Origin of the sequence: Luteibacter sp., from assembly GCF_035539195.1 — a bacterium.
Lineage (GTDB): Bacteria > Pseudomonadota > Gammaproteobacteria > Xanthomonadales > Rhodanobacteraceae > Luteibacter.
Genome location: NZ_DATLIW010000005.1, coordinates 80,091 through 93,456, shown reverse-complemented (window position 1 = coordinate 93,456; position 13,366 = coordinate 80,091). Strand labels below are relative to the sequence as shown.

Sequence of the window (13,366 nt, the reverse complement as noted above, 5' to 3'; positions counted from 1 at the left end):
GATCAACCGGGTACTAACTTACTTGGAAAACGCCATGGCTGCCCCCGTGTACTGCCGCGAGTGGTCATAAGCAATCGCTATCCCCCAAACCGCGACGACAAGAAAGAAGATGATCAGATCGATGCGGAGCGCGCGCCCGCCTTTTCGAGCTACTGCAATCAATAGGCCGGTCAACCAGGCCGAGTTGAAAACAAGCATGACGGCCATCAAAGGGACCAGATAGAAGGTCGTGATGATCGCATCGCCGGCCCCAGGGGGGAGTACTTCTTCGCCCCGCGGAGCCCAGCCCAGCGACGCAAGGACGATAGCGATGATGAATCCGACTAGATTGGCGAGGAGGAACCACCACACGGCACGGATGCTTCGTTTCTTAGTCATGGATATCCCGAGGGTAGATGGCCAGACGCCGCGGAATTCCAACCCTCGGCCCACCACTGGGACTGCGACGTCGAGCCCGCGTTGGATGACCTGATGATTGAGAAGCCGCCACCGATGCGCATTGTGTCACGCAAAGAATAACCCGCCCCATTCATGTAGACGCCCACAGCAAAGTTAGACGCATCGGTATATGACGGTAGAAAGTATCTACCCATCACCCCCGCATCAACTCGTTGAAAATCAAACTTTCCATAATGACCAACCGCCCCGTTGGTCGCGAATGGGTTCTTGCCATTCGCACGTCCGGTTGCGAGTACAACCGCGAAGTCCGCGAACTCCGGCGCGTAGAAGCTACGCCCGTCGGGCAGTACGTACAGTTTTGCACCGGGGCCCATCCCGTTTATGATGATTAGTCCGTCCTTTGCAACGCTTCGGACGTTGGCGACGGTAACGCCGCCTATCGTCATCGTCGTACCGCCCTGCGAGTTAGCATTCGCCAGTCCGCCACCATGATATGGCTCGTTGTTATGATCGTGACGCTCCTGTTCACGCGCCCGTTTGCACTCGACGTCGCATTTTTCCGAGCTGTCCTCCGAGTCACGACCGTCGGGGTCGATGAATCGAAATGGATTCAATGACGCATAGGTGTAGAGCCCCGCATCGCCTGTACTGATAGGGTCGACGGACAGGAATCGTCCGATTGAAGCGTCGTAGTACCGCTGCTGCATATAGATCAAGGCAACGTCGTCATCCCGGACGTGCCCGGCAAAGCCGACGCCACCGAAATCCCAACCCAATACCGACTCCCCGAAAGGACGATAGTCGTCCGAGCTGATGACATTGCCGGCGATATCCGCCGTCGCCAGGATGCTACCTTGCATATCGGTGTAGAAGTAAGTTACTTGCGTTCCTGCGTGAGCCTTGGCACTCAGAAGAAAAATCAGGATGAAGGCCGCGTATGGCGAGCAGACGTTTCTGCGCGCTCGGCCTTCTCCGGAAGTGATGCTTTTCTCTTGCATTCTCTTATTGCCCATCGAATATCGGCTCAGGCCACACGCTCCGTCGTGGTGGCTAACGGAGCGAGGACCGACGCTTCAGGGATTCGCTGACGCTGCAGCGCTCCAGGCGGAACAACCAACAGTGTTGCAGGCTCGAACGATGTAGATAAGCTGAGTCCCTGCCGCTTGCAAGCTGCTGTAGGTCAACGCCGTTCCGCTATAGACCAGCACGTTGTTCTCCATCAGTTCGTACCGCGTCGCGTAGGACTGCGCGACCCAGTCGACCTTCACCGTACGCTTGACTGTGTTGATCACGTGGATGGTCGTCGTCGGTCGCGGGGGCGGCGGCGGAATGTTCGCAACCGTGACCGCGACCTGATTGCTCCAGTTGGTACAGCCCGAACCGTTGCAACCCTGGACGAGGTAGTAGTACGTGCCGTCGGCCTTTCCCGCGGTGGACCACGACTGAGACGCGGAGTACTGGACCGCCGTCCAGCCAGTACCGTTCACGTTCTCCAACAGGTTGTAGACCGTCGCCCCCGGCGAGGCTGACCAGTTCAGGCCATACGCGCCGTTGTTGCTCGTGCCGCCGCCATTGAGTGTTGGAGGTGTCGTTGGGGGTAGGAGCACGGATACCGCCCCGCTTGTCGTATACCCACTGCAGCCATTGGCGTTGCAGGCGCGAACGCGGTAGTACCACCCGCCAGATGCGCCCTCGTTGAGGGTCGCCGACGTGGCTGCCCCGGCATACACCTCAGTCCAGGCGCCATTGCTCGTGTGCTCAAGACGGTAGACCGTTGCATAGGCGGACGCTGGCCAGCTGACGGGCACGGCGCCCGTGGACGTCGGCGGGACGGTGATGCTAGACGGCGCAGGCGGGATATGCGCGACCGTAACCGTGTTCGTGGGCGTTGGATCCCCGCAGCCGATGGCGTTGCAACCTCGTGCGCGGAATGTATATGTGCCGTCGGCCGGGTTGCTGATTGCCTTGTTCGTGGCCGTGCCAGTGTAGGCCGATGTCCATGTGGAGCTGCCGTTGTATTGCTGCTCGAGCTTGTAACTCGTGGTATTGGTCGTCGCCGTCCAGCCCACCGTGATGGTCGCAAGGTCTCCCGACAATGCCGCGCTTGCCGACGCGGGGGGAACCGGTGCCCGAACTGACGCCGGCATGTTGTACGTTCCCGAGCCGGTCAACTGGGTATCGGCACCACCGGTGATAGACATGCCGTTGACGTAAAGCGACTGCCCGACGAACGCGATACGATCCGCTTCGGCAAAGGCAATGCTGAAGCGATACGCGGTGCCGCTGGCGTGGCATGCCGTTTGGAGAGCCGCTTCGCTGGCCACGTTAGCGTGGTACACGCCCACGGACGTGCCCGTTCCCGCCGGCCCGCCCGCGTAGAGGTGGACGTCGAGCGAGGTGGGCAACCCTGTCGAGCAGGTCCATCCACTGAGTGACGCGCTTGCACCGTCGGTGAAGCCATCAATTGCGCCGATCACGACCGAGTTTGATGCCTTGCTGCTCGCGATGAGCTTCTTGCCGAGATAGATATAGTTCGTGCCATTCGTGGTCGCTGCGTCGTATTCGAACATCAGCTGGCCGGCAGCGTTGTACGCGTAGTATGTCGTTGCCGACGGCGTCGTCTTCTCGACTCGGCGGCCCGCCGCGTCATAAAGGTACGCACCCTTACCGGGGATGGCGGTGAGACGATTCGCCTGGTCGAAGGTCAGTCCCTGGCCATCCCTGATGACGGTATTTCCTCGTGCGTCGTATTGGAACGCATGAATTTGTGCGGCACCGTTACTTATCGATGCTAGAAGATTCGCACCGTCGTAGTTATAGGTGTTCGTACCACTGCTGTTGGTGAGGCTACGGATATTGTTGAGCGTGTCGTAGGTGTAGCTCTCGGTGCCCCAAAGGTTGCTTGCAGTGGCTGATGCAAGACGATTCAATCCGTCGTACGTCATCACCTTGGTGCGCTGGTTGTTACCTGCGATATCCGTGATCTGGCCGACGTTGCCGTTCGCGTCATACACGAAGTCTTCGCTGATGTTGAGGTTCCCACCCCTGGCATACGTGAAGTTACGTAGAAGGTTACGGGCGTTCTTCTCAGCCGAATAGGCCGCGCCATTGCCAAGGCTGTACGACTTGACATCCCCGTCCGGAGAATAGGTGATTCCCGTCGCATAACCCTCAACCGATGTCGGGCGACCCAGTACGTCGGGGTTGTAATGCACAATGTCGTTGTTGGGATAGCGCACGGTGCTCAAGGCGCCGTTGCCGTCGTATCCATAGCCAAGGGCCCAGCTCCAGCCCTGTACGGCGAGCACTTCCGCCGTGAGCACACCCAACTTGCTCCGGCCGAACGTCCACGTCACCGTGTCGTCGATCGACGTGCCGCTCGTCGAGCCGGCCAGGTTTCCCAATGCATCGTATGAGAACGTGCTCGGGCGCGTACCCATCGGGTAGATGATCGATGTGACGCGGTTCATCGCGTCGTAGCCACGCGTCGTCTTCGCCGCATCCGACACCTGATCCTGGCCGCAACCCGCGCCGTTATACGATGCGCCCGAGGTACTCCAGGCGAGGTTGTCCGCACCGTCGTAAGCCACGATCTCGCTGCCGGACTCCGGCTCCCACGTACGACACAGACGATGCTCGCTGTCGTATGTCATGGTCTTGGTGACCGACTGACCGCCTCCACCCTGCGTAATGGACACGGGGTTACCGTAGACGTCGCGGGTAATGGTCTGCTCGACACCCTCCTCCCCAACGACACGAACCGCGCTGTCATAGGACGGCTGATCGAACGCCTGCCCCCATGTCGAGGTCTGCTTGCCCTTCGGGTCGGTCGTGCGCTTCTGGCCACCTGGGAGGTACTCGGTCGTCGTATAGAGATCGCCTAGCTCCGAGTGCTGCCAGGATTGTGCCTGGCGGCCCATCGCGTCGAACCGCGTCGCCACGCCGAAATCCATGCCCGACAGATCCGGTGAACCGTCATAGGGGTACGACTGGAACGTCTTGCGCCCCTTCCAGTCATAGTCCGTACGCGCGCTCGTATAGAGCGCGCCATCGTTACGGTAGGTGTCGGCGATGACCGGACGCAACATGGCATCGAAATAGGTCGTCTGAACCTTGTAGCCTTGCGCGTCCGAACCCTGGCTCACTGATCGCCGCCAATGGCCAGCGGTGATGCCTCGTTCAGTGGTACCGACATACGCGTAGGCGAACGTTTTCGCATTCCATGGAATCGAATCGTCGGCCGGGTAGTTGATCCGGGCGATTCTTCCGATGGCGTCGTAGTTGTATGACGTTGTGGCACCAGCCTGATTGGTGATAGAGGCAATCTGCCCAAGATCGTCCACGCTCAACGTCTGCGTATGCGTATCCGGGTAGGTGATCGACTGTGGGATGCCGCGCTTGTAGTTGGAAAGGGCGGTGGCGTGTCCGTTGCCGTCGGTAAAGCTTGCCAGTTGGCCCTGGCCGTCGAACGTGTAGCTCATCTCCGGGCTTGAATTGCCGAACTTGTAGCGCTGGGAAAGCGTCAAATTGCTCAGATCGTAGACATTGCTACTGACCGTTTCCCCCGTGGTGAGGTTCTCTGATTTCAGGGGCAGGCCCAGCACCCAGCGGGCGAAGGCAGACGGTGCAGAGGTAGGATCGTCCTCCAGCCGCGTTGTCCTTTCCGTGACACCGTAGCCGAGCGAGCTATAGCGCTGCACTTCTTTGGGCTGAGCGAATGCGTTGTACGACACTGCGTTCCAGGTGTATGTATCGCCCTCGGAGGTCACGATTCGCGACGCCAGCGGAAAACGCTGCTGGTACTGGGCCCAGTTGACACGGTTCGATTCGGGGTAGCCCCATAGCTGTGGATACGCGCCGGCGCGCCCATCCACGGTCCTGTCGGGGTTTACATAGCTGTACTGGGTGAGGCGCCGGCGAGTCGTATTGTCCACTGCGCCATCGAAAACCTCTTCTGACTGCAGCAGGCTCTCGGTCCAGTCGTACACGTTGCTGAAGGTGCTGCGCTCGGCGTGCTGATCGGGATAAGTGACGACCGTCGAGATCGTGCTCGCGCAGCCGGTTGTGCAGTTGATTGACCAGCTCTCGTTCGCCGGTGAGTAGGCGTAGCTCCAGGTCTGGGTCGCCAGGCCTGCCCCCGTAAACTGCTTCGAGGTTATGCCCATGCCATAGGAGGCGTTGGGGATCGATGCATGCGTGCCAGGTCCAAACGGACTTGGGGACGTTCCGCCAACGCAGACGCGCGGTACGTGCGAGCGACCACGTTTGAGCGGCGTGACGTTAAACGTTCCGACCAGCCCTGACGGATGAGTTATCCGTCCCGTGTACATCGTTCCCAAATTACCCGGCGTTCCAATGGCGTCGCAATCGCCGGCCGACAGCTGCATGTCCACCCAGGCATTGAGCCCGAAGGTACCCAGGTCGAATGACCAAGCCGACCCATCGGGCTGTGTCACCGAAGTCAGCGTGTAGAGAAGGCTCTGCTTTGTATAGCTGTAGGCCCAGGTGCGCGTTCCCGCCGCGCCTCCCTGCACGGTGACGCTGGTGATCCGCGGCGTTCCCGCCTCATAAGCAACCGTGACGTGTCTGCCGTCACTAGCTGAGATATCGGTCACCTGATCGCCACTGTACGAGTATGTCACCCAGTTACCGAAGCGATCCTCGACACGAGTGACAAGCATGCGGCCCTCACGGCGGAGGAGCAGGTCCGAATCGAGAGCCATAGGCTTCACGACACCGCTCGTCCTCGCCATGAAATCCACCGGCCCAGAATCGAGCGGCCGCGTGATGTTCGGCATGTAGCGGTACGAAAGGTGGTCCATCCAGTACTTGGTGCCGTCCGGCGAGACGGCGAGGAATCCTTCGGTTGTGGGATCGTTGCTCGCTTGGGCAAGGCACCCCACTGCCCAATCCTGCTTGGTCACGATCGGATAGGACAGCCCCCCGACGCCCGGCGTTGCGGTGTTTTCCGCCGAGCGCGACAACAGCTCCTGACTTCCTTCACCGGGAATGCGTAGCTGATAACCGGTCCACCACGACGCCGGCTCCCAATCCGCACGTTGGGAGTCACCACCGGGCGCTGCAACACTTGGGGGCTCGCGAAAGCTACTGCAGATGGCCTTGGGGTTGGTTGATGCGACGAGCCATCCCTTGACGTTGTTCTGGTTGGCTGTGGTCGTCGTAATGACTGGGAGATCGATATCCCAATCGCCGAAGGCGCGGTTCTGCAAGTCGGGACGATCGTCCATGTTGTGCAGGACGAACTCACGGCCGACGGTAATGGTCGGACCGGTGCCGGTGACCGAGACATCCACCTGACGGAAGGACAGGCTGCCGTCGTAGAGACCGATGCGTTCGCCGAAAGGATTGTCGCCAAGAGGCTGAATGTCCTCGGACACTTTTATGAGTTTCTTGTACTCATCCTCCGGCTGCGCGTTGGTCTGGGCCTGCGCATGCGCCGATTGAGCGCTTGTAATTGCCAAGGCGATGACCAGAAAGGCCTTCGAAATCCGTTCGCCGAAAAGCACACGGCCGCGGGCCATGTCATGCACTGTCAATGTCATTCCCTTGTCCCCTGTACGCCGCCTCTACGAAGCCGGCCAAGTGTCTATTCGTGGTTGGTTTCGCCGTACTACTTGGGTTGTTCCGCGGCGGCTAAAGCCTCGATCAGGTGCATCTCACATGCCACGAGCAGTCTGGAATCGGCCAAACTCTCGTCCAACGGTACGTGGAGATACCTCCGTCCCCTCCCAATAGAACAACTGCATTATCCATTGGGCCGCATCTACATCCCCCAAGAGAAAAGCTCGGAGGTAGAACTTGGCAGCTGAGTTATAGCTTCTGCGCACTCCCCAACCGTTGTAGTACGACACGCCGAGATCGGAGCAGGCAGCAGCGACGTTCTTGTCGGCGGCAATGCGAAGCAGTCGATTGCCTTCCTTCAGATTCTTCCGCACATAAATGCCGAAAAGATGCCACGTGGCGAGTGCGTAGGTTGAGAGCGCATCGCCGTCAGCAGCAGCGGCCGTCAGCAGCGCATAAGCCTTCTCATGGTCGCCGCTCTTGTACATTACGGCCAAGGCCCGCTTATATCGAGGATCATCCCCTGGGGCACTCGCATATGCGCTAATTATTGGGTTCGGGTTTAGGCGGCCAGGGGCCATCGTGTCCCGGCGGTGGCTTGCGCGGGTATCGTCGGCCGTCATCGCCTTTCTCACCACCGCGGTCCCTTGTCCGTCTCGAATCGCCTTTTTCATGTTTTCCCTCGGTGCTCTTGCGCTTACCTTTGGTGTGCTCGGCCTGTTGCTGCGACGTAGGTAGATGCTGATTGGCTTCATTGATGGCGACGACAGTAGCTACGGTGGATGTTGTCACCGCCCCAGTGCAGAGGAAGCTAGCCGCGCATGCGGCGGCCATATCCATCACGGCAGGCGATCCAGTGACGGTCGCACCCGTAGCGACGTCGACCGTGATTGTGGCTGTTGCTGTCGTTGCTGTTGCTGTGGCAGCTGTCGCGGTGGCGCCGCCTGCAGTCAACACAGCGGCGCCCTCAGCTGTCGCTGCAACTTCCGTGACTGCTGCTGTGCCAGTAAGGAACTCGAACGCCTCGAACAAAAGGAATGCTTCACCGATGCAAGCATCCTCGATGCAACGCCCACTGGGGTCGGTATGAACCAGTGGTGAGTTCTCTGCATAGACAAAGCGGTTATGAACGAACAGATCGCCAGCGCTTGGCTGGACCGGATCGATGCTCAGGAACCGTCCAATAGCAGGATCGTAATATCGCGCCTGCATGTAGATGATGTCGCTTTCATCGTCAGCTACATGTCCTGTGTAACCAGGCTCGTTATGGGCAGATCCCATGACGCTTCGACCATAAGGCGCGTAGTCGTACGTCGCAATGATTGCGCCACTAGCGTCGGCCTCAGCGAGCGGCGTTCCTTGTGGGTCACTGAATACGTAGGTGGTGGTTTTCGTTTGTGCCGACGCGCCACCAACGAAGGATGCGATCAGCGTCGCCAGTAGCGCTACTCGGGCTCTGTCCATAAATATTCGACGGATCTTTCGCCGCACCCTGACTAAGCTCGCGTTAGCCGCCATGAAGTCTTCCCTGTTCAAGATTGAAATGCCCACGCTGCCATGCATTCGCAGGCTTCGGCCCGCGAATGTCTACTGCATGCGTTCAAACTGCCCCTGTTCTCGCCCAGCGATGGATCACCTGCTATCGCGTTTGATCATCGATCGTAAGAATTAGCTTAGTCAAGTCGCAAGTTTTTGCGACCAAGCTTTCTTGGTCAAGCTCGGATTGCTGACTTGGGGGTGCCTTCCTACCCTTTCATATCGGAATATCGGAATTAGGGTAGAGCCAAATTCCAGATCGAGGCAGGTTCTACGACTCGGCGATTCGGCGGACCCTTGTCTGGTCAGAACAGCTCCCCCTGCGGCGAAGCGACCCTCGGCGGCACGAACCGCGACGTATCCAACACCGTATCCCAAGCCCGATCCAACCCCGCCTTCCGCGTCGCCACCTGCACCCGCTTCCGAATGATGTCCGCAAACACCCCCTGCCCGCGCATGCGCGTCGCAAAGTTCGAGTCGTAGTCCTTCCCGCCATTCATCTGCTGAATCAGGCTGATAATGTGCGCCGCGCGATCCGGGTAATGCAGCTCGAGCCACTCGCGAAACAGCTGCTTGAGTTCGTGCGGTAAACGCACGCACGTATAGCCGATCGAACGCGCACCAGCGGCGCCAGCCTGTTCGATGATCGCCTCGACGTCCTTCTCGTTGAGCGCCGGAATGATCGGCGCAACAAGAACACCAACAGGCACACCGGCCTTACTCAGCGTCTCCACCGCCTTCATCCGCCGATGCGGCGCACTCGCTCGCGGCTCCAGCTTCGACGCCAGCTTGTTGTCCAGCGAATTGATCGAAACGAAGACATGCACGAGGTTCCGCTCGGCCATCGGCACCAGGATGTCCAGGTCGCGTTCGATCATCGCGTTCTTCGTCACGATGGTGCACGGGTGGTTGCACTCGTTGAGCAGCGCCAGGGCGGCACGCGTCAGTCGCCACTTCTTTTCGATCGGCTGGTACGGGTCGGTGTTGCTGCCGATGTTGATCGGCTTGCACACATAGCTGCGCTTCGCCAACTCGCCGCGGAGCACTTCCTCCAGGTTGGTCTTGGCGAAGAGCTTGGTCTCGAAATCCAGCCCGGCGGAGAGGTTGAGGTAGCCGTGCGATGGACGGGCGTAGCAGTAGATGCACCCGTGCTCGCAGCCACGGTAGGGATTGGTCGCCTGGTCGAAGCCGACATCCGGGGAGTCGTTGCGGCTGATGACGCTGCGCGCCAGCTCCTCGCGGACTTCCGTGGCCGGCCGGCTTTCGTCGTCGTCCCGGTGCCAGCCGTCGTCCTCGGCCTGGAACCGCGTGGATTCGAACCGACCCTCGGGGTTCGAGGCGGCGCCGCGGCCTTTGTGCAAACGGGTCATGGGGAGTGGCGAGGACATTGTACAAATGTACGACAAGCTAGTCTCAAACGGGGCGATTCGCCGACACGCAACGGCTTGCACCCTAACAGAAACTAAATCGCGCGATATTTCAGCGTGCACTATTGAAATGAAACGCCAGCTCGCCCGGTTTACTTGGGCAGGCGCAGGCACCGGCGGTCGAGTGGTCGATCCGCGGCATCTTCGCCCCCCAACCAAGGAGCTCCACCATGATCCGTTCCCTGATCCGCACCGCCTTGTTCGCGGCCATCGCCATCAGCCCGGCCGCCTTCGCCGCCGACAAGCCCACCATCGTTCTCGTCCACGGCGCCTTTGCCGATTCGTCCAGCTGGAATGGCGTCATCGGCCAGTTGCACAAGGATGGCTACACCGTGGTCGCCGCGCCGAACGAATTGCGCAGCGTGAAGACGGATGCCGCCGAAGTCGCCGCACTGGTGGACAGCATCAAGACGCCGGTCATTCTCGTCGGCCACTCGTACGGTGGTCCGGTCATCAGCGAAGCCGCCGAGGGCCGTGACAACGTCAAGGGCCTGGTGTTCGTTGCCGCCTTGTCCCCGGCCGCCGGCGAAACCACTGCCGGCCTGTCTGCCAAGTTTCCTGGCAGCACGCTTGGACCGACGCTCGCACCGCCGGTACCGCTCGCTACCGGCGGCAACGATCTGTACATCCAACGGGACAAGTTCCGCGCACAGTTCGCCGCTGACGTCCCGGCAAAGGATGCCGCAGCGATGGCCGCCGGTCAGCGCCCGATCACCGACACGGCGTTGAACGAAGCGGAAACCACGCCGGCCTGGACGCACGTGCCGTCGTGGCACATCTACGGCGACGCGGACAAGAACATCCCGCCGAAGGCCATGGCATGGATGGCTGACCGCGCGAAGTCGAAGAAGACCGTCGTGATCAAGGGTGCCTCACATGTCGTGATGGTGTCTCACCCGGTCGAAGTGGCAAAGCTGATCGAAGCTGCTGCAGCGGGTGAGTAATCGACCACCTCGGCGATGGCTCGCCGTGTCCTCGGGCGCGTCGAGCCAGCCACCCGGATCACTTGCGGTTCTCCCGTGGAATAAAGCCGGGGAGGCCGGTGTGTACGACGTCGTTGAGACGAATGTTGATGGTGATGCCGTCGCGGATTTCCTGCACGGCTTCCGGCGGTATCGGCGAGATCTCGAAGTTCTCGCGAATGTGTTCTGGGTTCGTCGATGTGGTCAGGAACGCCGTGCCACGTTGCAACGCCCAGGCCAGCGCGACGTGCGCCGGGGTTTCGCCGATGCGTGCAGCGATGGTCTTCAGCACGGGGTCGTCGTGGATGCTCGGCTCCATGCCGTGACCCAGCGGTGCGAAGGCGAGCAGGACGATGCCGTTGGCTTTGCAGAATTCGAGCAACTCCCACTCGGGAAGATACGGATGCGATTCGACCTGCACGATCGCCGGCTTGATGCGCGCGTGGGCGACGATCTCCTTCACCGTTTCCAGCTTCACGTCGGAAAGGCCAATGGCCCTGGCCAGGCCGTCGTCGACAAGCCGCTCCATCGCGCGCCAGGTATCGAGCAAGGTCACGCCCTTGTCGTAGGCCGGCGTGCCGTCGGCTTCCTTCGGGTACTGGTCGTCGCCCGGTGCGAAAGCGAACGGCGTATGGATCAGATAGGCATCGACGTAGTCGATCTGGAGTCGACGCAGGCTCGCTTCCAGCGCAGGCTTTACGCGCTCCGGGCGGTGATTGTTGTTCCATAGCTTGGTGGTGACGAAGAGCTCGTCGCGACGAAGCGTACCGTTGTCGATCGCCTGCTTGATCACGTCGCCGACGACGTCTTCATTGCGATACGCCTCGGCGGCATCGAGGTGACGGAAGCCGACTTCGAGTGCCGCCTTGATCGCGGCCCTTCCCTTCTCGCGATCGGGAATCAGGGTGCCGAAACCGACCGCCGGTATCGCACCGGTGCCGTGGGCCAGGGGAATCGTGGTGTTGCGAAACGTATCGAGGTCGCTCATGGTGTTCCTCCGGTGATAGGGTCGCCCGCCATCGACCGCTCGTCACGGTACGCCGCTCGCTGCTGGAAAGCTTCGTCGGAATTGCCGCCAAGGGCGATGGATAGCTGCACGGTGTCCTGGTATTGCGCGGTCTTCGCCTGGATCTGGCCGATCAGCGCCCGCTGGTATGAACGTTCGGCGTCGACGACCTGAAGCACGCCGGTTTCGCCCGCCTTGTAACCCTCCCGATTCAACCGGAGATTCTGTTCGGCTGCGTGGAGCGCGCGATCCTGCGCGGCGAACTCGTCGCTGTCGTGATTGATCGCCTGGAGCACATCGGCCACCTGTCCCAACGAGGTCACCACCGTTTGTTGGTAAGTCGCGAGCGCGGCCTTGTAGCCGTCCACCGCGCCCCGCTGATTGGCCTTGAGCGTGCCGCCGTTGAAGATCGGCACGCTCAGGCTGGCCGCCAATCCCCACAGCGTGCCGATGCCGGGCGCCGGGCCGACCCGCGTGAGCGATCCGGAGAGGGACAGGTGCGGATACACGTCCGAAGTCGCCACGCCGATCGCGGCGCTCGCGGCATGAAGCTCGGATTCCGCTTCGAGAATGTCCGGGCGGTCGTGCGCAAGCTCCGACGGCAGGGTCACGGGGAACCGGGTGGGAAGCGCGAAGTCGGCGAGATCGAAATCGGGCGCGACCCAGTCGGCCGGACCCTTGCCTGTCAGTACCGACAGCGCGTGGGATGCGGTGTCGCGCTGTTGCGCCAGAGGCGGAAGCAGGGTTTCGTCCTGGGCGAGCTGTGTCGTCGCCGTGGCGACATCGATCTGCGTGGCGCTGCCATAGCGGTGCGCGGTCCGCACCAGTTCGAGATTCCTGCGGTCGTTATCGAGCATGCTTTCGACTGCGGCGATCTGCGCGCGCGCCGAGGCGAGTGAGAGGGCCTGGCTGGCGACATGGCCGGTCACCGTCAGGTAAGCCGCGTCGAAGCGATGTCGCTGACGTTCGGCCAACGCCGCCTGTTCCTCCACACGGCGCTTCGTGCCACCGAACAGGTCGAGATCGAAGTTCACCCCTGGGCCGACGCCGTAGAAGTTGGACGTGGCCAGGCCACTGGCCCCATCGGCGCGCTGGCGGCCACCTTGCGCGCTGAAGCCGGCTTGCGGGCTCGACGCGCCACGCACGGATGCGACCGCCTCGTTCGCCTGGGCGATCGTGGCATCCGCCGCGGCCAGATCGAGATTGCCGGCGATGGCCCGTTGCATCACATCGTCGAGCTTGGGCGAGCCGAAGGCCGACCACCAGTCGCCGTCGATCTTCGTGTCGTAGTCGATATGTTGCGCACCGTTGCCGGCATGCGCTTGCTCCGCTTTCACGTCGTAGTGCTTCGAGGTGGGTGCGGCGGGCTTCTGGAAGTCCGGACCGACCATGCAGCCGGCGAGTAGCGCGAAGGTGGACGCGGCGAGTAGCGTTCTGACGACTTTCATGGGCGG

General features: G+C 61.1%; 9 protein-coding genes. 1 reads left to right on the top strand and 8 read right to left on the bottom strand.

The window, feature by feature from the left end:
• Positions 1-18 precede the first annotated feature (18 nt).
• The 6 genes from VM621_RS01290 to VM621_RS01265 all read right to left on the bottom strand — a co-directional run bounded on the left by VM621_RS01290 (position 19) and on the right by VM621_RS01265 (position 9,887).
• Entirely contained in the window at positions 19-378 is a 360-nt protein-coding gene (locus VM621_RS01290) for a hypothetical protein (protein ID WP_325467180.1), read from the bottom strand.
• Positions 375-1,397, bottom strand: coding sequence for an RHS repeat-associated core domain-containing protein (locus VM621_RS01285; RefSeq protein ID WP_325467179.1), 1,023 nt, complete (start codon positions 1,395-1,397; stop codon positions 375-377). The genes VM621_RS01290 and VM621_RS01285 overlap by 4 nt, the downstream gene beginning before the upstream one ends.
• A 75-nt stretch (positions 1,398-1,472) precedes the next feature.
• Positions 1,473-6,962: a hypothetical protein gene (locus VM621_RS01280; RefSeq protein ID WP_325467178.1), complete on the bottom strand. Its 5,490-nt coding sequence runs from the start codon at positions 6,960-6,962 to the stop codon at positions 1,473-1,475.
• A gap of 114 nt (positions 6,963-7,076) precedes the next feature.
• The gene (locus VM621_RS01275) at positions 7,077-7,469 is read right to left on the bottom strand and encodes a tetratricopeptide repeat protein (RefSeq protein ID WP_325467177.1); all 393 of its coding nucleotides are present in this window, start codon (positions 7,467-7,469) and stop codon (positions 7,077-7,079) included.
• 55 nt (positions 7,470-7,524) lie between these two features.
• Complete coding sequence (locus VM621_RS01270) at positions 7,525-8,499, bottom strand: RHS repeat-associated core domain-containing protein (RefSeq protein WP_325467176.1); 975 nt, start codon at positions 8,497-8,499, stop codon at positions 7,525-7,527.
• Positions 8,500-8,822: 323 nt separating this feature from the next.
• Positions 8,823-9,887 (bottom strand): PA0069 family radical SAM protein, encoded by a 1,065-nt coding sequence (locus tag VM621_RS01265; protein ID WP_325467175.1) that lies wholly within the window; start codon positions 9,885-9,887, stop codon positions 8,823-8,825.
• 227 nt (positions 9,888-10,114) lie between these two features.
• Here VM621_RS01265 and VM621_RS01260 point away from each other — a divergent pair, with 227 nt between their 5' ends.
• Positions 10,115-10,888, top strand: coding sequence for an alpha/beta hydrolase (locus VM621_RS01260; RefSeq protein WP_325467174.1), 774 nt, complete (start codon positions 10,115-10,117; stop codon positions 10,886-10,888).
• Positions 10,889-10,946: 58 nt separating this feature from the next.
• Here VM621_RS01260 and VM621_RS01255 read toward each other — a convergent pair whose 3' ends face one another.
• Both VM621_RS01255 and VM621_RS01250 read right to left on the bottom strand, forming a co-directional pair.
• On the bottom strand, positions 10,947-11,894 hold the full coding sequence (locus VM621_RS01255; RefSeq protein WP_325467173.1) for an aldo/keto reductase: 948 nt from the start codon (positions 11,892-11,894) through the stop codon (positions 10,947-10,949).
• On the bottom strand, positions 11,891-13,360 hold the full coding sequence (locus VM621_RS01250; RefSeq protein ID WP_325467172.1) for an efflux transporter outer membrane subunit: 1,470 nt from the start codon (positions 13,358-13,360) through the stop codon (positions 11,891-11,893). Before VM621_RS01250 ends, VM621_RS01255 begins: the two co-directional genes overlap by 4 nt.
• Positions 13,361-13,366: the final 6 nt, after the last annotated feature.

Bases quoted from the DNA above. Each gene is read 5' to 3' on its own strand.
- VM621_RS01290 (WP_325467180.1), bottom strand. From the start codon at position 378: ATGACTAAGAAACGAAGCATCCGTGCCGTGTGGTGGTTCCTCCTCGCC.
- VM621_RS01285 (WP_325467179.1), bottom strand. From the start codon at position 1,397: ATGCAAGAGAAAAGCATCACTTCCGGAGAAGGCCGAGCGCGCAGAAAC.
- VM621_RS01280 (WP_325467178.1), bottom strand. From the start codon at position 6,962: ATGACATTGACAGTGCATGACATGGCCCGCGGCCGTGTGCTTTTCGGC.
- VM621_RS01275 (WP_325467177.1), bottom strand. From the start codon at position 7,469: ATGTACAAGAGCGGCGACCATGAGAAGGCTTATGCGCTGCTGACGGCC.
- VM621_RS01270 (WP_325467176.1), bottom strand. From the start codon at position 8,499: ATGGCGGCTAACGCGAGCTTAGTCAGGGTGCGGCGAAAGATCCGTCGA.
- VM621_RS01265 (WP_325467175.1), bottom strand. From the start codon at position 9,887: ATGACCCGTTTGCACAAAGGCCGCGGCGCCGCCTCGAACCCCGAGGGT.
- VM621_RS01260 (WP_325467174.1), top strand. From the start codon at position 10,115: ATGATCCGTTCCCTGATCCGCACCGCCTTGTTCGCGGCCATCGCCATC.
- VM621_RS01255 (WP_325467173.1), bottom strand. From the start codon at position 11,894: ATGAGCGACCTCGATACGTTTCGCAACACCACGATTCCCCTGGCCCAC.
- VM621_RS01250 (WP_325467172.1), bottom strand. From the start codon at position 13,360: ATGAAAGTCGTCAGAACGCTACTCGCCGCGTCCACCTTCGCGCTACTC.